This is a genomic window from Thermanaerosceptrum fracticalcis (assembly GCF_000746025.2).
Classification (GTDB): domain Bacteria; phylum Bacillota; class Peptococcia; order DRI-13; family DRI-13; genus Thermanaerosceptrum; species Thermanaerosceptrum fracticalcis.
In genome coordinates this window covers 2,447,763-2,469,146 of the sequence record NZ_CP045798.1, presented here as the reverse complement: position 1 = coordinate 2,469,146, position 21,384 = coordinate 2,447,763, and the positions used below count along the sequence as shown (strand labels likewise).

Below are 21,384 nucleotides of genomic sequence, written 5' to 3'. Positions count from 1 at the left end.
TGATGGATTATTCCAAGATTACACAGGATATCAGAACAGCCCTTAGCGAATTGCTGGAGGCGGCCCAGCTGAAAAAAGAACAGGTCTTGGTGGTGGGCTGCAGCACCAGTGAAGTGGCAGGGAAAAAAATTGGCACAGCTTCCAGTCTGGAAATTGCCCAGGCTCTCATGGAGGGGATTTATCCCCTGGTCCGGGAAAAGGGGCTCTACCTGGCTGTCCAGTGCTGCGAGCATCTGAACAGGGCCCTGGTCGTTGAAGAAGCCTGTATGGAGAAGTACGGCCTGGAACAAGTGACTGTTTACCCCGTGCAGGGAGCTGGGGGCAGTTTAGCCTATACGGCCATGAAGACATATGTAAATCCTGTAGTGGTGGAGAAAATCCAGGGCCATGCGGGTTTGGATATTGGCGATACCTTTATTGGGATGCATCTAAAACCCGTGGCAGTACCTTTCCGGGGTTCACTGAAGGCCATTGGAGAAGCCCATTTGACCATGGCCCGGACCCGGCCCAAACTTATTGGCGGGGAAAGGGCACGATATGTTAGTTGTTAGTTGTTAGTTGCTAGTTGCTAGTTGGTAGTTGTTAGTTTGGTGCGATTTTCCGACAACTGATCACCGATTACCGACCGCCCACATCCGACAATGCTGCACTAGAACATGAACATGGAAGCAATCAAATCGGAAATCGGATATCGGAAAGCGGATGTCGTCATGTATAAACAAGGGAGGATGTTCATGGATTATATTGAGAAATACGTATTGCCTGTAGACCCTGAATTGGCCGAGTACATAGCCGGCGAAGAAAAACGCCAGCTGGACAAAATCGAACTCATTGCTTCTGAGAACTTTGTGAGCCGCGCTGTGATGGCGGCCCAGGGCTCGGTCCTTACGAACAAGTATGCCGAAGGTTATCCGGGAAAACGGTATTACGGGGGTTGTGAATGGGTAGACAAAGTGGAGGAGTTAGCCCGGGAAAGGGCTAAGGCCATTTTCGGTGCCGAGCATGCCAATGTTCAGCCCCATTCCGGCGCCCAGGCCAATACTGCCGTCTATTTTGCCCTGGTGAATCCGGGAGACACCATCCTGGGCATGAACCTGAGCCACGGCGGGCACTTAACCCACGGCAGCCCTGTGAATATCTCCGGCAAGTATTATAATTTCGTAGCCTATGGTGTGGATAAAGAGACAGAGAGAATTAACTATGACGAAGTCCTGCGTATCGCCAGGGAAACCAGACCCAAACTGATCGTAGCCGGGGCCAGCGCTTACCCCTGCATTATCGATTTTGAGCGATTTGGCTATATTGCCAAAGAAGTAGGGGCCCTTTTCATGGTAGATATGGCCCATATTGCCGGGCTGGTAGCAGCCGGACTTCATCCTAACCCGGTGCCCCATGCCGATATTGTCACAACTACCACCCATAAGACTTTAAGGGGTCCCCGGGGCGGGATGATCCTCTGCAAAGCTCCCTATGCCCAGGCCATTGATAAGGCCATTTTCCCGGGTATCCAGGGAGGTCCCCTGATGCATGTCATTGCAGCTAAGGCTGTTTCTTTTAAAGAGGCCATGGAACCCATGTTTAAGGCCTACCAGGAACAGATTCTAAAGAATGCTAAGGTGTTGGCTGATTCTCTTAAAGAGAAAGGCTTCCGCCTGGTTTCCGGCGGCACGGACAATCACCTGATGCTCCTGGATATGCGCAGTAAAGAGATGACGGGTAAAGAGGCCGAAGGTCTCCTGGATGAGGCTGGCGTAACCGTCAATAAGAATACGATTCCTTTCGATCCCCAGAGTCCCTTTGTGACCAGCGGCATCAGAATCGGTACCCCCGCAGTAACCACCAGGGGCATGAAAGAACCGGAAATGAAGACTATCGCCGAGATTATTGACCTGGTGATCACCTACCGGGGACAAGAGGATAAATTGGAGAAAGCCCGGAAGTTAGTTAAGGAACTAACGGGGGCTTTCCCGCTGGTAGCCCATGACGGGTTCTAACGAATACGGCTTCGCCTTCCGAATTCCGATTCTAATATGGAGTGTCTGTGGGAAAGCGGATATCGGATAATCGGAGATCGTCCAAAAAAGAAGAGGAGGCTCTTGATATGGGGAAAGTAGTTGTGATTGACCATCCTTTGATTCAGCACAAACTTACCTATATCCGGGATGAAAACACCGGATCCAAGGAGTTCAGAGAACTGGTAGAAGAAGTATCCATGCTTATGGCCTATGAAGTTACCCGGGATTTCCCTCTCCAGGAAACGGAGATTAACACACCTGTAGGCCCGGCCAAGACCAAGGTGATTGCCGGTCGTAAAGTAGGACTGGTGCCCATTCTCCGGGCGGGGTTAGGTATGGTCAACGGCATGCTGAAACTGATCCCTGCGGCGAAGGTAGGTCATGTCGGTCTTTATCGGGACCCTGAAACTTTAAAACCTGTGGAGTATTACTGCAAGCTGCCCACAGATTTACCTGAGCGTGATTTGATTGTGATTGACCCCATGCTGGCTACGGGAGGCTCTGCCGTAGCCGCCATCGGTTTTCTAAAAGAGCGGGGGGCCAAAAGCATCAAGCTTGTCTGCCTCATTGCTGCTCCCGAAGGAATTAGTGCAGTCCAGTCTGCCCACCCCGATGTAGACATCTTTGCCGGTGCTGTGGACAGCCACTTGAACGACCATGGGTATATCGTACCTGGTCTGGGAGACGCAGGTGACAGGCTCTTCGGCACCAAGTAAGGGGGACGAAAACAAATGCGCCCTTCTTGGGACGACTATTTTATGGAGATTACCCAGGTAGTGGCCTCCAGGTCTACCTGCCTGCGGCGCCGGGTGGGTGCGGTGATCGTAAAGGATAAACACATTTTGGCCAGCGGTTATAACGGTGCGCCCAGCGGCCTTGTCCACTGCAGTGAAATAGGGTGCCTGCGGGAGAAGTTAGGTATCCCTTCGGGGGAAAGGCATGAACTGTGCCGGGGACTCCATGCGGAACAAAATGCCATTATCCAGAGCGCTGTCCACGGTGTCAGTGTGGCGGGGGGGACGTTATATTCTACTACCCAGCCCTGTGTCCTTTGCAGTAAAATGCTGATTAATGCCCAGATTAAAAGGATTGTTTTTCAAGGGCCCTATCCTGATGAATTATCTTTAGCCCTGCTCAAGGAAGCCGGTGTGGAACTGCGTCCCTGGTCAAAGGAGTAGAGGAGTTATGAAACAAAAAATCATTGCCCTGCCCCGACTCAATAAACTGGCTCCCACCATGGAGTCTACAGCCCTTAAACTTATGGAGGAAGCGGGAGAATTAGCCCAGGCCATCGGCAAGTTCCGGGGCTTAAATGGTGAGCCCTTAAAACATGAAGAAGCCCAGGTGATTGAGTGTATTACCAGGGAACTTTTAGACGTAGCCCAAACGGCGGTGTCCATGATGTTTGTCCTGGAGGAACATTATCAGGTAGACATCGAAAAAGCCGTGGCCGAACACATCAAAAAACTGGAGCAGAAAGGCTACTTATCAATTTCACCGCAGGAGAAAGAGACATGTCACATACCAAGAAAGTAATCGCGATTTTCGGCACAAGGCCGGAGGCCATCAAAATGGCCCCCCTGGTTTTAGCCCTCAAAGAGGACCCTTATATTGAATGTAAAGTGGCCGTTACGGCCCAGCACCGGGAAATGCTGGACCAGGTCTTACACCTTTTCGGCCTGGAGCCTGACTATGACCTGGACATTATGAAGGCCGGACAGACCCTTTTTGATATTACCACCCGCGCTTTGCTGGGGCTGAAAGATGTTCTCCAGCAGGAAAAACCGGACATGGTCCTGGTCCACGGGGATACCACAACCACTTTCGTGGGAGCCCTGGCTGCTTTTTACCAGCAAATTCCCGTGGGACATGTGGAAGCAGGACTGCGTTCGGGCCATAAGTATTCTCCCTTCCCCGAAGAAATGAACAGGCGCCTCACCGGTACCCTGGGTGACATTCATTTTGCCCCCACGGAAACGGCGGAGCAAAATTTATTAAAGGAAGGGCATAACCGTGAAGCTATCTATGTTACAGGCAATACCGTCATCGATGCTCTCTTAAAGACGGTCCAAACCGGCTACCGGTTTGCCGAACCGGCTCTAAAGGAACTGGATTTTATCAATAATCGTGTCATTGTAGTTACCACACACCGCAGGGAAAACTTAGGTGAACCCATGCGCCAGATGTACCTGGCCATGCGTGACATCGTCCGGGAATTCCCCGATGTGGTTCTGGTCTTTCCCGTCCATAAAAACCCGGCAGTGCGTAAAGTCGTTGAGGAGGTTCTGGGGGGCCTGGAAAGGGTAGTGCTCATTGAGCCCCTGGATTACGAGCCCTTTGCCAATCTGATGAACAAATCCTACCTGGTCTTAACGGATTCAGGAGGATTACAGGAAGAGGCTCCCTCCCTGGGTAAACCTGTGCTGGTATTAAGGGAAAATACCGAGCGGCCTGAAGCCGTGGAAGCCGGCACGGTCAAACTGGTGGGAACAAGCAGGGAGAAAATATACACGGTCACCCGGAGTCTTTTAACCAGCAAAGAAGAGTATGACCGGATGGCCCATGCCGTCAATCCTTACGGTGATGGGTTGGCCAGTCAGCGCATCGTGAAAGCTTTACACCATTTTTGGGGATACTCCAAGGAAAGGCCTCAACCATTTTTCATAAAATAAGGGTGAAAAATAAAAAAAATATGACTTTTACTAGAAAAAAAGGTATAATTATCTTGTGAAAATAGGAACTAAATAGGTGTTAACCCCGAGCATGACATACATGTTTTTTCTCACTTTTTTTACAGAAAATCTATTTGTTGGCTCTGGACTAAATGCCCCTTATTGTGTTACTGTGAGGAGTATCATGGGTAAAAATAAGAGCAGCGGGTTCCAATATCTGAATTTTGGCTTGAGTTTTGGTTTAACCATGGCCATTACTGTCTACATCCTCTTTAAGGGCGGGCAGTGGCTGGATAACCGCCTGGGCACTGCCCCTCTCTTTATGGCCCTCGGTGTTATCCTGGCCGTAGCCGCAGTATTCAAACGCCTGCTGGCCGACCTGAAGACACTGGAGAAGAAGGATGAGTAGGGGCGACTTCCGCTCTCCGATTTCCGACGTCCGAACAATGCAAACCTCTAGTAACTAATAACTAGTAACTAGTAACTAACTCAAGGATGTGGTCCCATGCCTACCTGGCTCCCTTCAGCCCTTATTGGACTGGCCTTTGGCCTTCTGGTTTCCGCTTTCAATCATTTTCTCTTGATGCAGGGGATGAGGCAGGCCCAAAACTTGCCGGAACACAAGGCCAAAAACCTTATTACTTTGCGTTATGGTATTCGCTATGTCCTGAACATCGCTGCTTTATTTCTCGTGCATAAGAACATGCCCATGCTTGTAGCTACGGCTCTGGGTTTAACCGTGAGCAAAAATATTTTATTTTTAAAACACTTGTTTGCTAATCTTGGCAGGAAAGGGGTGAGTTAATATGTTTGCTACACCGGCCTATGCCGCAACTTTAGCAGAGGGTGCAGAGCACAGCCGAGCCCTGTTTTCCATATTTGGTTTAGAAGTTTCCAGTGCTGTGACCACCATGTGGGGATTGATGCTCCTCATATCCCTGGCTGCTTATTTTGCCACCAGAAATCTTAAGAAGATACCCGAAAGCCGCCTCCAGAATTTTATGGAGTTCTTGCTGGAAAGCATCCTGGGATTTTTAACCCAGGTTATGGGGAAAGAAAAGTACGCTAAGCGCTATTTCCCCTTACTGGCCAGTTTCTTTATCCTGATTCTCGCTTCCAACTATTCGGGACTCCTGCCTGGAGCAGGACATACCCCCGGATTACAGGCACCAACCAGCACCTTAAGTGTAACTGCAGCCTTTGCCATTGTAGTATTCTTTGCTACTCATTATTATGGCGTCAAGGCCAAAGGACTCAAGTATTTTAAGCATTTTATCGAGCCCATGCCTTTCCTGCTGCCCTTAAACATCATTGAAGAATTTGTCAAGCCGCTCTCTTTATCTTTACGTCTCTACGGCAACGTTTTTGGCGAGGAAATGGTGGTGGCCAGCCTTTTCGCCCTGGTTCCCTTGTTTATACCCCTGCCCATGATGCTATTGGGCGTTCTGTTCGGCTTAATTCAGGCCTTTGTTTTTACCCTGCTGGCTGCCTTGTATATCGCTAACGCCACTGTTGAACACCATTAAAAACAATAAAATAAATAAACTGGTTAGCTTGCCTTTAAAGGTTTAGCTCATATAAAAGAACAGGAATTTGGGAAAGGAGGTAACGTCGTGGTTGAAGGCATGATCGCATTAGCCGCAGGTCTTTGTATAGCTATTGCAACTATCGGCCCTGCCCTTGGTCAAGGTAATGCTGCTGCAAAAGCCATGGAATCCATTGCAAGACAGCCTGAGGCTGCTGGAGAAATCCGCACTGCTCTAATCCTCTCCTTAGCATTTATGGAAGCCTTGACAATCTATGGTCTGTTGATTGCATTCTTGCTTTTAGGCAAAATTGGCTAAGAGTAGTACTGGGATTGGTGGGCGACAAGGAGTTTTCCTCTGTCGCCCCCAGAATTATTCCCAAGGCCTAAAAGCCAACAAAAGAGGGGGAGTACTATGGAAATCCATATTCCGGATATGATCTGGGCTATCATTAACTTCTTAGTGCTGGTAGCCATTCTAAATAAATTCCTGTATAAGCCGCTCTTGGGCCACCTGGAGGCCAGGAAACAGGAAATCCAAAACAAATACCAAGAGGCTGAATCTGCCCGTGCCGAAGCCCAGCAGATGAAAGACGAGTATGTCAAGGAAATGCAGAATGCCAAACGGGAAGCCCAGGAGATCATCACCAAAGCCACCAAGCTAGGTGAAGATACCAAGACGGAAATCATTACGGAGGCCCGCGAGGAAGCGGCTAAGCTCTCAAAGAAGGCCCAGGAAGAAATCCGCCTGGCCAAGGAAAAGGCCAAGGCTGAGCTCCGGGATGAAGTAGCGGCTTTAGCGATCCTTGCCGCCGGTAAGATTATCGATAAAAACCTGATGCAGGAAGACCACGAGAAGATGGTACGTGATTTTCTAAATGAGGTGGGGGATGCGTCTTGATGAATCGAACAGTACCCCGGCGTTATGCCCAGGCCCTCTTGATGCTGGCTGCGGAAAGAAATGCCGTGGACCAGTATGAGACGGAGCTGGACAGTTTTCTCGTGCTCTTAAAAAGCGATAGAGCCGTCAAGGACCTGATGGATAACCCCCGGGTCTTACCTGAGGAAAAGAAACGGGCCCTGCAAAATTTAATCAAAAATCAGTTCAGTCCTATCGTCACAAACTTCCTAAACCTGATCATAGACAAACGGCGTGAAGGCCTTTATCAGGAAATCATTGGGGAATATAAAAAGTATGCCGACGAGGCAAGAAATATCATTGATGCTGAAGTACGGTCTGCCGTACAGCTTACCGACAAAGATTTCAGAGAGCTTAAAGAAAGGTTGTCTCAAGCCACCGGTAAGAATGTACGCCTCAAGAGTGTAATCGATACTTCTTTAATTGGAGGATTGGTTGTACGCGTGGGGGATACTGTCATTGACGGCAGTGTGGTCAAGAAACTTTCTCTGATGAAGAACCGTCTCCAGCAGTCACAGTTTGAAGGAATTGGGGTGATCAAATAACATGAGCATTAGACCTGAAGAAATCAGCTCTATCTTGAAGCAGCAGATAGAAAATTATCAAAGTGAAGTAGAGGTCTCCAACATCGGAACCGTTATTCAGGTTGCTGACGGTGTAGCCCGTATCCACGGTTTAAGCCAGGCCATGGCCGGGGAAATGTTAGAGTTTCCCGGCGGCGTTTATGGTATGGCCTTAAACCTTGAAGAAGATAACATCGGTTGTGTTATTTTAGGTCCTTTTGCCCAGATTAAAGAAGGGGACCAGGTAAAGCGTACAGGACGGATTGTACAGGTTCCTGTAGGCGAAGCCCTCATCGGTCGCGTTGTGAACGCCCTGGGGCAGCCCATCGACGGCAAAGGACCCATTAAGACCGATAAATTCAGACCTGTGGAATCCCCCGCACCCGGTGTCGTTTTCCGGAAATCCGTCCATGAACCCCTGCAGACCGGTCTGAAGGCCATCGACTCCATGGTGCCCATCGGCCGGGGACAGCGGGAATTGATCATTGGCGACCGCCAGACAGGAAAAACGGCAGTAGCCGTGGACACCATTATCAACCAGAAGGGACAAAACGTTATTTGTATCTACGTGGCTATTGGCCAAAAAGCCTCCACCGTAGCCGGTGTAGTGCAAAGATTAGAACAGGCAGGGGCTATGGATTACTCCATCGTGGTAGCAGCTACCGCCAGTGAACCTGCTCCCCTGCTGTATATCGCCCCTTATGCCGGCTGTGCCATGGGCGAGGAGTTCATGTACAACGGCAAACACGTCCTGATTATTTACGATGACCTCTCCAAGCAGGCTGCCGCTTACCGGGAACTCTCCCTCTTGTTAAGACGTCCTCCCGGCCGTGAAGCCTATCCCGGGGACGTGTTCTACCTCCATTCCCGTTTACTGGAGCGTGCCGCCAAACTCAGTGATGAAATGGGCGGCGGGTCGATGACAGCCCTGCCCGTCATTGAGACCCAGGCCGGTGACGTGTCGGCCTATATTCCCACCAACGTTATTTCTATCACCGACGGCCAGATTTTCCTGGAGTCCGACCTTTTCTACGCCGGTTTCCGTCCTGCCATTAACGTAGGTATTTCCGTATCCCGGGTAGGGGGCGCGGCTCAGATCAAGGCCATGAAACAGGTGGCCGGACGCCTGCGTATTGATCTTGCCCAGTACCGGGAACTGGCAGCCTTTGCCCAGTTCGGTTCCGACCTGGATAAAGCCACCCAGGCCCGCCTCAACCGGGGACAGAAGACCATGGAGATCTTGAAGCAGGGCCAGTACCAGCCCATGCCCGTAGAAGAACAAGTAGTTGTGATCTACACAGCCGTTAACGGCTACTTGGATGACATTGCCGTGGAAGAAGTTAAGGCCTTTGAAGATGGTTTCCTTAAATTCATGCGGTCTACCAACCACAAGCAGGTATTGACCGGAATCAGGGACGGCAAGGTCTTAACCCCTGAGCTGGAAAAGCAGTTGAAGGCAGCCATTGAGGAATACAAGGGGTCGTTCAGAGCTTAGGAGCAACTAGTAACTAGTAACTAATAACTAGTAACTGGTTAATCGAGTAAAGGTGGTGAAAAGATGCCAGGTGTACGTGATATCAAGCGTCGCATCAGGAGCGTTAAAAATACACAGCAGATTACTAAAGCCATGGAAATGGTGGCTGCGGCCAAGCTGAGAAAAACCCAGGAAGCTGCCGTTTCCGCCCGGCCTTATGCAAAAAAGCTGGAAGAAGTCTTGGGCCGTATCGTGGCTTCGGCAGGGGAAACGGCCCACAACCTTATGACCAAGCGCCCCGTAAAATCTGTAGGGATTATCCTGATTACAGCTGACAGGGGACTGGCCGGCGGTTATAACGCCAACCTGGTCCGTAAGGCCATGTTAGAGGCAGCCAGGTTTAAGCAATATGAAGTAGGTTTTATCACTGTGGGCCGTAAGGGGCGGGACTTCTTAAGACGCAGGGGTAAAAACATTCAAGGGGAATTCTTAGGCATCAAGGATACTCCCACTTTTATCGAAGCCCAGCGAATCGCCCAAATGGCCGTAAACTATTTCCTGGACGGCATCTACGATGAAGTCCATGTTATCTACCAGGAATTTATCTCCCCTGTCCAGCAGAGACCCGTTATGAAACAGCTCCTGCCCATTCCCTATTCGGGGGAGGGTAAGGAGGAAAATACCGAATATCTCTATGAACCGGGACCGGAGCAGGTGTTGGAAATCCTCCTGCCCAAGTATATTAACAATGTGGTTTACCAGGCCCTTACGGAAGCCAAGGCCAGCGAGCACGGCTCCAGGATGACGGCCATGGGCTCGGCCACGGATAACGCAGGAGAAATGATTGACAAACTGACCCTCTCCTTCAACAGGGCCAGACAGGCCGCCATCACCCGCGAAATAGCGGAGATAGTAGGTGGGGCCAATGCCTTGAAGGCGCAGTAAGTTATTAGTTACTAGTTCTTAGTTACTAGTAACGATAAGATGGTGTTATGATGCAACGAGATTTTGAGGATTTAATCGTATGGCAGAAGAGTCATAAGTTAGCTTTGCAAATCTATGAGATAACAAAAGACTTTCCAAAAGAAGAATTGTATGGCTTAACTTCCCAGATACGTCGTGCTTCTTCATCTATACCAATGAATATTGCCGAAGGTACTGGCCTCAAATCTTACGCAGATTTTCGCCGTCTTCTTGCGATGGCTCGTGGTTCATTGATGGAATTGAGGTATCAATTACGACTATGTAAAGATTTAGGCTATATCAATGCAGACACATACTTTAGATTTGTTCGGGACTATGACGAAGTAGGTAAAATGTTAAATGGTTTAATTACAAGTTTAGAGTGTGCAATTAACAATAAGCCAAAGAAATGACTCCTTATGCTGGTTACAGCTAGTTTATAAAAACTAGTAACTAGTAACTAGTAACTAGTAACTATCAGGAGGTGCAAAAAAGAAAATGAGCGTATCAGGTAAAGTAGTCCAGGTAATCGGACCTGTTGTGGACGTAGAGTTTCCTGCAGGACAATTACCTGATATCTATAACGCTATAACCATTACCGACGAAAAGCGCAACATTAACTTAGTGATGGAAGCCGCCCAGCATCTGGGAAATAATACTGTACGCTGTGTAGCCATGTCCTCCACGGACGGTTTGCAGCGGGGTATGACCGCTGTGGATACGGGAGCAGCCATTGCCGTACCTGTGGGAAGAAATACCCTGGGCAGGATATTCAATGTTATCGGTAACGTCATCGACGAACAAGGACCGGTGACTGTAGAAGAGAAGTGGCCTATTCACCGTCCTGCTCCCGCTTTTGTGGACCAGGAACCATCTACGGAAATATTGGAAACGGGCATCAAGGTCATCGACCTCTTAGCCCCTTATGCCAAGGGTGGCAAGGTAGGTTTATTCGGCGGCGCCGGTGTTGGCAAAACCGTTTTGATTATGGAACTTATAAGAAACATTGCTTATGAGCATGGCGGCTTTTCCGTGTTTGCCGGCGTTGGTGAGCGTACCCGGGAAGGCAACGATCTCTGGCATGAAATGAGGGAATCAGGGGTTATTGACAAGACAACCCTGGTTTTCGGCCAGATGAACGAGCCCCCTGGAGCCCGCCAGCGTGTGGGATTGACCGGCTTAACCATGGCCGAATATTTCCGGGATGTAGAAGGACAGGACGTGCTGCTCTTCATCGACAACATCTTCCGCTTTACCCAGGCCGGTTCTGAGGTTTCCGCCCTCCTGGGCCGGATGCCCTCTGCCGTTGGTTACCAGCCTACGCTGGCTACAGAGATGGGTAACCTCCAGGAACGGATCACCTCCACCAAAAAAGGTTCCATCACTTCCGTACAGGCCATCTATGTGCCTGCTGACGACCTGACCGACCCTGCACCCGCCACAACCTTCGCCCACCTGGATGCCACCACCGTATTGTCCCGGCAAATTGCCGAGTTAGGTATTTATCCCGCTGTCGATCCCCTGGATTCCACCTCCCGGATTCTGGATCCCCAGGTTCTGGGGCAGGAGCACTATGAGGTAGCCCGAGGCGTACAAAAAATCCTCCAGCGCTATAAAGAACTACAGGATATCATCGCCATCCTGGGTATGGATGAACTGACAGAAGAAGATAAACTCACTGTATACAGAGCCCGTAAAGTACAGCGTTTCCTTTCCCAGCCTTTCTTTGTGGCCGAACAATTCACAGGTACTCCCGGAAAATATGTGCCTATCAAAGAAACCGTAAGAGGTTTCAAAGAAATTATTGAAGGTAAACATGATGATATTCCCGAGCATGCATTCCTGATGGCGGGGACCATTGATGAGGTAGTAGCAAGAGCCCGTGAGTTGGAGGGATAATTAATGGCGAAAACCCTCAATTTGGAAGTAGTTACCCCGGAAAAACAGGTCTTCAGTGATGAGGTTCAGTCCATCATTGTCCCTGCCGCTGAGGGATATCTGGGGGTCCTCCCCAACCATGCCCCGCTCATTTCCGGTTTAAAACCCGGTGTCGTTAAGTACCGCCAGGAAGGAAAGACACAGCTCCTGGCCATCAGCGGGGGCTTTATGGAAGTCTCTTCTAATAAAGTAACGATACTCGCCGATACTGCCGAAAGGCCTGAACACATTGACATCGAACGCGCCAGAGCGGCCAGGGAGCGGGCCGAGAAAAGACTTAAAGAGCGGCCTCCCGGCCTCGATGTGGCCAGAGCTGAATTCGCCCTGCAGCGGGCCATGGCCCGTCTGCGCACAGCGGGATTAAATGGCTAGAATTTAGCAGGAAAATATCATTAAATAAGCAGGAAATTAGAAAGAGATAGCGAATAAAAAAAAGTAATTGCTTGAGAAGCAATTAACCTAAAACAGATGCACCGCGGTCAGCCTGACTGCGGTGTATCTGTTTTATCAGCTCATTGGGATATAATATTGGTAGACGACTTGCCGGTATCCGACATCCGATATCTGTGACCGGAGCCCGGTGTCCGGAGTCCAGCACCTGTGTAAGTGACCAGAGCCCAGTGTCCAGTGTCCGGTTAATTCGCTGGTCACCGATCACGGGTCACCGATCACTGGTCACCGGTCACTGATCTCTGCGAACTGCTCTCTTACCACTAGTAACTAGTAACTAGGAACTAGTAACTTACTGTGGAGGTGCTAGTATGAATGACCGTTCTGAACTGGAAGAGATTATCGCCAGAGGCATCCAGGGAGACCCGGAGTTAAAAAAAGATGAGAGAAGAAAGTACCTGGGTGAGTTCAGGGAGCGTATTTTAAAGGCCTTAACTTTTGAGCAGATTGACGAACCGGGTACTTACCCCGAAATCAAGGAAGCCATACAAGATCCGCGGGCCCATAAATTAGTGATCAATCAGAAGGCGAACCTTAATGAAGCAAGGGAATACATCCAACTGGCCCGGAAAAAAGGTCTCCAATTCACCATGGTAGACAACCCAGAATATACTGGTAATATAGGATTGGTTGTAGTAAGCGATAAAGCTGTCGACGTCAAGGACATAATGGTTAAATAATACAAATGTTCTTACAGTCGGAATAAAATGGCAATTAGTAGGGAAAACTATACTTAGATGGTAAAGAGGAGGTTTGGAGATGTTTTGGCGCTCTTTGTTCTTAAGTATGGTCTGCCTGTTTTTCTTCCTTACAGTAGCTGTACCCGGTACTACGTTGGGGACATTTCTTAATATAGACGGCCAGCCTAAGATGGATAATTTTCAGTTGGCCAGGAAAGTATTTACACAATCCGGTGCAAATTTAGAAGAAATAAATCTGCAGGTCTGGGGACAAATTAGTAATACAGTGGATACGGAAGAGCAGCTCAAAGAAAAGTACCGCATTTTGGCACAAGCCTTAGGGTTTGATTCCCTTCAGCCTGTGGTACAAAAAGAAAAAGACGGTTTTCTTATTCTATCCAACCTGATGGAGCGGGAGGACAGTGTCATGCAGCTGGTAATGCAGGCTATTCCAGCAGCCACGGGGTATGGTGGATCTTGTCTGGGCTTATCATTTCGCACAACAGATGTGACTGTCGCTCAGGTAATGTATGGTAATATTTCTGCCGCATTGGCCCGTATCGGGAGCGAACACCAGGTGGGTGTAGTCTGGACCGGTAGTTTGCCGGGCAAGTTATCTACCGCCAAACGCTCACTTTTAGCCCAGTCTCTGGCCGAAACGGTGGAAGCCCGTTTTGTGGAAGGCATGGAAGAGGAGCAAGTGACCAGCCTGACGTACTATACAAATCAGGGCCAGGGTTTCTTGACAGTTAACAAGCAAAAGCTTAATATTAACATTGCTTTACGCTTTCATGCCGATAAGGGTTCTACCTACATCCATGTGGGAAGCCCTTTAATTTATCAAGAATATTAACACGTAAATTAATCAACGCTCCCCGACTCCCGCTTCCCGATATCCGAATTAGCAGTATATTAGCGGGCGGCTGGTTGCGATTTGCATCTTTGGTTGTGCCTTGCTGACATGAGGGGTTAGCAGGGAAAAAATGCCACGGTAAAATTGTATGCCGTGGGCAGGAAAATGGATGTTTGTCCCGAATTTATAGTCAGCAAGCTTGGCCCAGATGGATAAATTACGAAAGGAGGTGCACCTGTAAGCAAAACCAGACAGGATTCACTTGAGGTTTTGTAAACCAGGAATATTATTGGACAGGATTATCGTAAAAGGCGGTAAGCCTTTACAGGGAAAGATTACCGTAAGTGGAGCTAAAAATGCCGTATTGCCTGTTATTGTAGCTTCACTGTTGGCTGAAGGTAACTGCCGGATTCAGGATGTACCGCATCTCGCCGATGTTGATACGATTTGCGGCGTTTTGGGGGAACTTGGGGCCAGTGTAAACAGGGCTGACGATAATACCCTTGATCTTAACTGCCGCGATATAAATAAATGTGAAGCACCCTATGAGTATGTAAGGAAAATGCGTGCTTCCGTATTGGTGATGGGACCTCTCTTAGGGAGATTGGGAAGAGCCAGGATCTCCATGCCCGGCGGCTGCGCCATTGGGACCCGCCCCATTGATTTGCACCTTAAAGGTTTTGAAGCCATGGGTGTCCGGATCAGCATGGATCACGGCTACATTAAAGCTGAAGCGCCCAAGTTAACGGGAGCCAGAATTTATTTAGACTATCCCAGTGTGGGTGCCACCGAAAATATTATGATGGCAGCGGCCCTGGCCCAGGGGACAACTGTCATAGAAAACGCAGCAGAGGAACCGGAAATTGTAGACCTGGCCAACTTTATCAACGCCATGGGCGGTAAAGTAAAAGGTGCAGGTACCAATGTCATCAAAATTGAAGGTGTGAAAAGCCTTGGCGGAACTGTTCATAATGTGATTCCCGACAGGATCGAGGCAGGCAGCTACCTGGTGGCAGGGGCTGCTACAGGAGGGAACCTCCTCCTGGAGAATGTCATTGCCGACCACATAAAACCCGTCATCGCCAAACTCATCGAAGCCGGTGTGGAGATATACGAGGAAGGTTCCGGGATTAGAGTCATTGCAAAGAATCCCATTGAAGCCGTGGATGTCAAGACTTTGCCTTATCCTGGGTTCCCCACCGATATGCAGGCCCAGTTTATGGCCTTGATGACCATTGCCCAGGGTACCAGTATCATTACGGAAACTGTTTTTGAAAACCGTTTTATGCACGCAGAAGAACTGAGGCGCATGGGTGCAGATATCAAAATTGAAGGACGCAGTGCCGTGGTGGAGGGCGTTCGCCAGCTGAACGGTGCACCTGTCAAAGCCTCCGATCTTCGGGCCGGTGCCGCACTTATAATTGCCGGTTTGGTCGCTGAAGGAGACACGGAAATTACCAACGTTCATCATATCGACCGGGGCTATGATAATATTGTCGGTAAGCTTAAGGCCGTGGGAGCGAGAATTACCAGGGAGTAAGTTGCGCTTCCAGCTACCCGCCTCCCGATACCGGAAATAATAAATATAAGTTTGCTAACGGAGAGACTCATTGATAGTCTCTCTTTTTATTTGGGCAGAAAAAATCATTTTCTATTATTTTAGCGAACATATCAGTGGCAATTCGGGGGTCGGGTAGCGGGCGTCGGGAAGCGAATCAGTCATAGATGGTCTAAATTAAGCATCCTGGACATATGCTATTCTAGTATGGTTTTTTACAAAGGATGATGACCATGGCCTTATGGCCCCGGAGAAGGAAAAGGAGAGGTTTTCTCAAATGGGGTATATTGTTTATCTTGTTGCTCATCGTCATACCCTGGGGAATCTCTCTCTTATTTGAGGATGAATTAGAAATAAAAATCAAAGGCGATACAGCCAGGGTGCGGGTATTAAATCATCAAACAAACAAGCTTATGTATTTGGGCCTGGAAGAATACCTGGTAGGGGTAGTGGCTGCGGAAATGCCCGCTTCTTTTCCGGAAGAGGCCTTGAAGGCCCAAGCCGTAGCCGCCCGTACCTATGCCGTCAAGCGCTTACAGATACCGGACCCCCGGATAAAAAACCTTAACCAAGATGCTGATCTCAGCACCAATCCCGCCATCAACCAGGCCTGGATCAGCAGTGAGGAGATGAAAAACCGCTGGGGTGTCTGGGGATATCGGGCCTATAAAAAGAAAATAATCCAGGCGGTACAGGAGACGGCAGGGCAGGTTCTCGTTTACCAGGGACAGTTAATTGATCCTGTCTATCATTCTTCCTGCGGCGGGGGCCGTACGGAAAACTCTGAGGATGTCTGGAAATTCCAGATACCGTACCTCCGCAGTGTGGCCTGTGTTGACCACCAGGACCGTTACCGGGAGACTGTGAATACTATTGACCTGGCGCGATTGGACAAAGCCCTGGGAACAAGCCTCCAGTCCATACCTGTAAGTAAACTGCAAACAGGTAAAAACTATATCCAGGTCATGGAGAAGACGGGTACAGGCCGCGTCAAAACCATGCGTTTCGGCAATACGGTGATCAGCGGTACCGAGCTTAGAAGCAAGCTGGGGCTGGCCTCAACCTGGTTTGACTGGCAGGTAAAAGGAGAAAGCATCCTGTTTGTGACCCGCGGCAACGGCCATGGGGTAGGCATGTGCCAGTATGGGGCGGCGGCCATGGCTGAGCAGGGCAAAGACTACCGGCAGATTCTCACCCATTACTATACTGGGGTGGGGTTTGCCAAAATTAGTTACTAGTTGTTAGTTACTAGTTACTAGTTATTAGTTATTAGTAATTTTTTATATTTCCACCTGGTTCCTGCCCGGTTTGCCCTACTAGTAACTAAAACAGGAAGAATTTGGGCAAAATAGTAGCGAGGTGGTGATTTTCCGTGATCCGTGAAAAATTTAGTAAACTTTTAGATGGACAAAGCAAACAATTGAAAACCTTAGGAATTTACACAGGGGTTGTTTTACTCATATTTAGCATCATCATTCCTTTTATGGGTAAGGGACTCTTCGTCAAAGAGACGGCGAAAAAAAATGAGTCGCCCCTGACCAGTGTGATGGGACAGGCCAACAGTATGAAAGAAGAGCGCTCTACTGTCACAGGAATAGTTCTACAGGAATCCCAAGACAAGCCGAAAACAATGCCAGCACCTCCCAAAGCAAAAGAGGAAGCTGAAGTAAAGGCCCCGGTTCAAACACAAACACGAGAAGTCAATGCTGTTTCGAATATCAAGGACATCACCTGGCCGGTAAAAGGAGAGGTCATCCAGGAAGTAGGCCTGTCCTATTCCAAAACCTTCAGTGATTATCGTTATCATAATGGCATCGATATCAAAGTAAAAAGGGGCACTGAGGCAGGAGCGGCCCTGGAGGGGAAAATAGGCAAAGTAGAAACCACTAAGAGTGAAGGGCTGAAGGTATCCATTGACCACGGGGATGGCTGGCAGAGCGTTTACGCCCACCTGGAAGATGTTTTTGTCAAAACGGGGGATGTTGTGAAGAAAGGGCAGAGTATAGGGATAGTGGGGCAGCCCGGTCTAAATGAGGTCATGGAAGGCCCCCATCTCCACTATTCACTGCTCAAAGACGGAAAGGTAGTGAATCCCCGGGACTACCTGCCAAAAGGTGAACCGTGAACCGTTAACCGTGACCAGTAACCGGTGACCAGTGTCCAGTTGACGACTTTTGCTATCCGACATCCGAAGTACGAAGTCCAATGAAATCCACTAGTAACTAATAACTGGCAACTAGTAACTAACATCATTTTTTCCCTGGACGCAAGCATTTTTTTATTTCCCCTCATATAAATTTAGAGAAAATGAGCTGAACGGAGGGGAAGAGGATGCAAGAATACATCCGGAAAGTGTCCTGAAAGTATGTCATTATATGTTAGATACCACAGCCACAGTGAGACAGACTGCTACTGTTTTTGGTGTTAGTAAAAGTACGATTCATACCGTGTTAAGAATTGGTGTCGGTTGCACTGGGTGTTCGAGTACGCTGCATGAGAGATGAAATGATATTGAATTTAAAAGAGAACCTGCGCTGGCATTAAAAGAGGCGCAGGTTTTAATATGTTAAAAAAATATATCATGGGATGTTGCCATGCTTACAATGGATTACCCAATTAAATATATAAAAATGTGATTTTAATGACAAATATTATAATATTTATGTGATGCATTGACTTTTTGCCGGATATATGGTTATACTATTTATAAAAGTGTGATAAATTAACGCAAAATATGTATAAAAATGTGATATTTTGGAGGTGATATTGTGGAAAGGCTGAGCATGCAGGAGTTGCTGCGCTGGAAAAACTCCAGGCACCGGAAACCGCTCATATTAAAGGGTGTACGGCAGGTGGGCAAGACATGGCTGCTTAAAGAATTTGCCAGGCGCTATTATGAAAATATCGCCTATTTCAACTTTGACGAGCATCCGGAATACAAGCAGTTTTTTGAAAACACAAAGGATGTCGAACGCATCTTGCAAAACCTGATGATGGCCAGCGGACAAACCATCAAGCCGAATAAGCCGGAGGCTACGCTCATTATTTTCGACGAGATACAGGAATGTCCTAACGCTTTGAATACGCTCAAATATTTTTGTGAGAACACACCGGAATACCATGTGGCCTGCGCAGGTTCCCTTTTGGGCATTGCCCTGTCCAAGCCTGCCTCTTTCCCCGTTGGCAAGGTAGCTTTTTTAGAAATCGGGCCCATGACCTTCACCGAATTTTTAATGGCCAATGGCGACGGCAATCTTGCCGCCTATTTGAACAGCATTGACAGTATTGAAGCCATTCCTGATGCTTTCTTCAATCCCCTTTATGAAAAGCTTAAAATGTACTTTGTTACCGGTGGAATGCCGGAATCCGTCAGATCTTGGACGGAAGACCGGGATGTTGAGCTGATGCAGCATGTGCTTTCCAATATATTAGGGGCATACGAACGGGATTTTGCCAAGCATCCGGATCCCAAGGATTTCCCGAAGATTTCACTTATCTGGAAGTCAATTCCGTCCCAGCTTGCGAGGGAGAATAAAAAATTTATCTATAAAGTGGTCAAGGAAGGCGCCCGGGCCAGAGAATATGAGGACGCGCTGCAATGGCTTTGCGATGCGGGCCTGACTTATAAGATATACCGCAGCAGTGCACCGGGGCTGCCCATTTCTGCTTATGACGATTTGTCCGCCTTCAAGCTTTATATGGTGGACGTGGGACTATTGCGCCGCCTGTCGCTCTTGGCACCCTCTGCTTTCGGCGAAGGCAACCGCCTGTTTGTGGAGTTCAAGGGAGCGCTCAGCGAAAACTATGTGCTCCAAGCACTGAGAAACCAGTTTGAAGCAATGCCGCGATATTGGGCAATGGACAATCCCCGGTATGAAGTGGATTTTCTGATTCAGAGAGAAAACGATATTTTGCCCGTAGAGGTAAAATCGGAAAGCAATGTCGAAAGCAAAAGCTTGAAGAAGTTTAAAGAGAAATACGGTGACAAGGTCAAGCTGCGTGTCCGTTTTTCATTGAACAATCTGCGGTTGGACGATGATCTGTTGAATATCCCGCTGTTCCTGGCCGATTATGCAGATAAACTGATTGGGATGGCATTGCAGCAGTTGGAAAATTAACTAATAAATAATAACTAGCAACTAGTAACTAACATCATTTTTTCCCTGGACGCAAGCATTTTTTTCATTTCCCCTCATATACATTTAGAGAAAATGAGCTGAACGGAGGGGAAGAGGATGCAAGAATACATCCGGAAACGTGTCCTGGAGGTATGTCATTATATGTTAGATACCACAGCCACGGTGAGACAGACTGCTACTGTTTTTGGTGTTAGCAAAAGCACTATCCATAAAGACATGACCGAGAGATTACCGGTGATTAATAAACAGCTTGCTGCCCAGGTCAAATATGTTTTGGAACAAAATAAGGCTGAGCGTCATTTGCGCGGCGGTGAGGCTACCAAGAAGAAATATAAAGAAGCTCAGGAAAATTAATGAAGAATTTAATAGGAAAAAAAGAGGGAAAAGGTCTTTTAGTGTAGAATATGAGCCACAGGTAGTCCTTGTACACTTTTCGCTTTTTATTCAGTAATTTTTTTTATGGAAGGATGTGGCCTCATGTTCTTTAATTTTGGCGAAGATATAGGGATAGATTTAGGTACTGCCAGTGTTCTTGTCTATGTCAAAAACAAGGGGATTGTTGTCAATGAACCATCGGTCGTGGCTCTGGATAAGAACACAGGACAGGTTATTGCTGTAGGTGAAGAGGCCAGGCGAATGCTGGGTAGGACCCCCGGTAATATTGTCGCTATCCGTCCTATGAAAGAGGGAGTAATTGCTGATTATGACGTAACGGAGAAAATGTTGCGTTATTTTATAGGGAAGGCCGTGGGCAAGAGACTGTTTTTCAAGCCCCGTGTCATGATCGGGGTTCCTTCCGGCGTGACCAGTGTGGAAGAGAGGGCAGTGAAACAAGCGGCCATCTCGGCGGGGGCCAAACAAGCCTTTCTCATTGAGGAACCATTGGCTGCCGCCCTGGGAGCAGGATTGGAAATCAGCGAACCAAGCGGTTCTATGGTGGTGGATATTGGCGGCGGTACTACCGACATAGCTGTTCTTTCCCTGGGCGGGATAGTGACCAGCAGATCCATTCGCATCGGCGGCGATAAAATTGACGAGGCGTTGGTCCGCTACATGCGGCGGGCCTATAACCTGATGATCGGCGAGCGTACGGCAGAAGAATTGAAAATAGAAATAGGCACGGCCTATCCCCAGGCCAGGGGCGAGGCCGGCACCGAAATCAGGGGCAGGGACCTGGTGAGCGGCCTGCCTAAAACTGTCCGCATCATGGCCAGGGAAGCTTATGAGGCTATTAAGGAACCGGTGGAGGCCATTGTGGGAGCCACTAAAGAAGTCCTGGAAAAAACACCTCCCGAACTGGCTGCAGATATCATGAATAAGGGAATCGTCCTTACGGGAGGGGGAGCCCTCCTCCATGGGTTGGACATGCTTATCACCCAGGAGACCCACCTTCCCGTACATATAGCCGATAATCCTGTCCAGTGCGTGGCTTTAGGCACCGCCAAGGCTCTCGCCTTGATCGATATCCTGGAAAGCGCCCGTTCCTTCAAACGCACGGCAGCGAAATAGAGGGACGACTATCCGACCTCAGTTTACCGATTTCCGATTTCCGACGTTTGTCAGATAGCGGATATCGGCTGTCGGTAATCGTTATCGAATAACGGTTATCGGCCATCGGGCCATAGGCTGCAGTCA

At 48.6% G+C, this 21,384-nt stretch carries 25 protein-coding genes and 1 pseudogene; all 26 read left to right on the top strand.

Going from position 1 to position 21,384, the window contains the following annotated elements; translation table 11 throughout:
* Window positions 1-2 precede the first annotated feature (2 nt).
* The 26 genes and pseudogenes from BR63_RS12540 to mreB all read left to right on the top strand — a co-directional run bounded on the left by BR63_RS12540 (window position 3) and on the right by mreB (window position 21,258).
* The gene (locus tag BR63_RS12540; RefSeq protein ID WP_034420655.1) at window positions 3-551 is read left to right on the top strand and encodes a TIGR01440 family protein; all 549 of its coding nucleotides are present in this window, start codon (window positions 3-5) and stop codon (window positions 549-551) included.
* A 183-nt stretch (window positions 552-734) separates the two neighbouring features.
* Window positions 735-1,994: a serine hydroxymethyltransferase gene (locus tag BR63_RS12535; protein ID WP_034420581.1), complete on the top strand. Its 1,260-nt coding sequence runs from the start codon at window positions 735-737 to the stop codon at window positions 1,992-1,994.
* A gap of 107 nt (window positions 1,995-2,101) precedes the next feature.
* Entirely contained in the window at window positions 2,102-2,731 is a 630-nt protein-coding gene (gene upp, locus BR63_RS12530; protein ID WP_034420582.1) for a uracil phosphoribosyltransferase, read from the top strand.
* Between the two features lie 15 nt (window positions 2,732-2,746).
* On the top strand, window positions 2,747-3,193 hold the full coding sequence (locus BR63_RS12525; RefSeq protein ID WP_034420583.1) for a deoxycytidylate deaminase: 447 nt from the start codon (window positions 2,747-2,749) through the stop codon (window positions 3,191-3,193).
* Between the two features lie 7 nt (window positions 3,194-3,200).
* Window positions 3,201-3,551 (top strand): MazG-like family protein, encoded by a 351-nt coding sequence (locus tag BR63_RS12520; protein ID WP_051965467.1) that lies wholly within the window; start codon window positions 3,201-3,203, stop codon window positions 3,549-3,551.
* Complete coding sequence (wecB, locus tag BR63_RS12515; protein ID WP_034420584.1) at window positions 3,530-4,687, top strand: non-hydrolyzing UDP-N-acetylglucosamine 2-epimerase; 1,158 nt, start codon at window positions 3,530-3,532, stop codon at window positions 4,685-4,687. Before BR63_RS12520 ends, wecB begins: the two co-directional genes overlap by 22 nt.
* Before the next feature lie 184 nt (window positions 4,688-4,871).
* Window positions 4,872-5,096 carry an AtpZ/AtpI family protein gene (locus BR63_RS12510; RefSeq protein ID WP_161781854.1) on the top strand — a complete coding sequence of 75 codons (225 nt, stop codon included), beginning with the start codon at window positions 4,872-4,874 and terminating at the stop codon, window positions 5,094-5,096.
* Window positions 5,097-5,192: 96 nt separating this feature from the next.
* Window positions 5,193-5,492, top strand: a complete 300-nt coding sequence (locus BR63_RS12505; RefSeq protein ID WP_034420586.1) for an ATP synthase subunit I — start codon at window positions 5,193-5,195, stop codon at window positions 5,490-5,492.
* Window position 5,493: 1 nt separating this feature from the next.
* Window positions 5,494-6,213 (top strand): F0F1 ATP synthase subunit A, encoded by a 720-nt coding sequence (atpB, locus tag BR63_RS12500; protein ID WP_051965468.1) that lies wholly within the window; start codon window positions 5,494-5,496, stop codon window positions 6,211-6,213.
* Window positions 6,214-6,300: 87 nt separating this feature from the next.
* Window positions 6,301-6,531: an ATP synthase F0 subunit C gene (gene atpE, locus BR63_RS12495; RefSeq protein ID WP_476718250.1), complete on the top strand. Its 231-nt coding sequence runs from the start codon at window positions 6,301-6,303 to the stop codon at window positions 6,529-6,531.
* A 96-nt stretch (window positions 6,532-6,627) separates the two neighbouring features.
* The gene (gene atpF / locus BR63_RS12490; RefSeq protein WP_034420587.1) at window positions 6,628-7,113 is read left to right on the top strand and encodes a F0F1 ATP synthase subunit B; all 486 of its coding nucleotides are present in this window, start codon (window positions 6,628-6,630) and stop codon (window positions 7,111-7,113) included.
* Window positions 7,113-7,676, top strand: a complete 564-nt coding sequence (gene atpH / locus BR63_RS12485) for an ATP synthase F1 subunit delta (protein WP_034420588.1) — start codon at window positions 7,113-7,115, stop codon at window positions 7,674-7,676. The genes atpF and atpH overlap by 1 nt, the downstream gene beginning before the upstream one ends.
* A 1-nt stretch (window position 7,677) precedes the next feature.
* Complete coding sequence (atpA, locus tag BR63_RS12480; protein ID WP_034420589.1) at window positions 7,678-9,189, top strand: F0F1 ATP synthase subunit alpha; 1,512 nt, start codon at window positions 7,678-7,680, stop codon at window positions 9,187-9,189.
* 63 nt (window positions 9,190-9,252) lie between these two features.
* Complete coding sequence (atpG, locus tag BR63_RS12475) at window positions 9,253-10,113, top strand: ATP synthase F1 subunit gamma (protein WP_034420590.1); 861 nt, start codon at window positions 9,253-9,255, stop codon at window positions 10,111-10,113.
* Window positions 10,114-10,160: 47 nt separating this feature from the next.
* Window positions 10,161-10,544, top strand: a complete 384-nt coding sequence (locus BR63_RS12470) for a four helix bundle protein (protein ID WP_153802022.1) — start codon at window positions 10,161-10,163, stop codon at window positions 10,542-10,544.
* A gap of 85 nt (window positions 10,545-10,629) precedes the next feature.
* The gene (atpD, locus tag BR63_RS12465; RefSeq protein WP_034420592.1) at window positions 10,630-12,030 is read left to right on the top strand and encodes a F0F1 ATP synthase subunit beta; all 1,401 of its coding nucleotides are present in this window, start codon (window positions 10,630-10,632) and stop codon (window positions 12,028-12,030) included.
* Between the two features lie 3 nt (window positions 12,031-12,033).
* Window positions 12,034-12,441 carry a F0F1 ATP synthase subunit epsilon gene (locus BR63_RS12460; RefSeq protein ID WP_034420593.1) on the top strand — a complete coding sequence of 136 codons (408 nt, stop codon included), beginning with the start codon at window positions 12,034-12,036 and terminating at the stop codon, window positions 12,439-12,441.
* 389 nt (window positions 12,442-12,830) lie between these two features.
* Window positions 12,831-13,199 carry a YueI family protein gene (locus tag BR63_RS12455; protein ID WP_034420594.1) on the top strand — a complete coding sequence of 123 codons (369 nt, stop codon included), beginning with the start codon at window positions 12,831-12,833 and terminating at the stop codon, window positions 13,197-13,199.
* A 79-nt stretch (window positions 13,200-13,278) separates the two neighbouring features.
* The gene (locus BR63_RS12450; protein WP_034420595.1) at window positions 13,279-14,052 is read left to right on the top strand and encodes a YwmB family TATA-box binding protein; all 774 of its coding nucleotides are present in this window, start codon (window positions 13,279-13,281) and stop codon (window positions 14,050-14,052) included.
* A gap of 289 nt (window positions 14,053-14,341) precedes the next feature.
* Window positions 14,342-15,592 carry a UDP-N-acetylglucosamine 1-carboxyvinyltransferase gene (gene murA / locus BR63_RS12445; protein ID WP_034420659.1) on the top strand — a complete coding sequence of 417 codons (1,251 nt, stop codon included), beginning with the start codon at window positions 14,342-14,344 and terminating at the stop codon, window positions 15,590-15,592.
* 251 nt (window positions 15,593-15,843) lie between these two features.
* Window positions 15,844-16,848: a stage II sporulation protein D gene (gene spoIID, locus BR63_RS12440; RefSeq protein WP_051965469.1), complete on the top strand. Its 1,005-nt coding sequence runs from the start codon at window positions 15,844-15,846 to the stop codon at window positions 16,846-16,848.
* Between the two features lie 134 nt (window positions 16,849-16,982).
* Complete coding sequence (locus BR63_RS12435) at window positions 16,983-17,735, top strand: M23 family metallopeptidase (RefSeq protein WP_051965470.1); 753 nt, start codon at window positions 16,983-16,985, stop codon at window positions 17,733-17,735.
* A 206-nt stretch (window positions 17,736-17,941) separates the two neighbouring features.
* Window positions 17,942-18,054: pseudogene (locus BR63_RS20010) on the top strand (sporulation transcriptional regulator SpoIIID); the annotation flags it as partial.
* Between the two features lie 339 nt (window positions 18,055-18,393).
* Window positions 18,394-19,728: an ATP-binding protein gene (locus tag BR63_RS12425; protein ID WP_420825479.1), complete on the top strand. Its 1,335-nt coding sequence runs from the start codon at window positions 18,394-18,396 to the stop codon at window positions 19,726-19,728.
* Between the two features lie 117 nt (window positions 19,729-19,845).
* A complete protein-coding gene (gene spoIIID / locus BR63_RS12420; protein ID WP_034420597.1) occupies window positions 19,846-20,103 on the top strand; it encodes a sporulation transcriptional regulator SpoIIID in 258 nt (85 codons plus the stop codon).
* A 123-nt stretch (window positions 20,104-20,226) separates the two neighbouring features.
* The gene (gene mreB / locus BR63_RS12415; protein WP_034420598.1) at window positions 20,227-21,258 is read left to right on the top strand and encodes a rod shape-determining protein; all 1,032 of its coding nucleotides are present in this window, start codon (window positions 20,227-20,229) and stop codon (window positions 21,256-21,258) included.
* Window positions 21,259-21,384 lie beyond the last annotated feature (126 nt).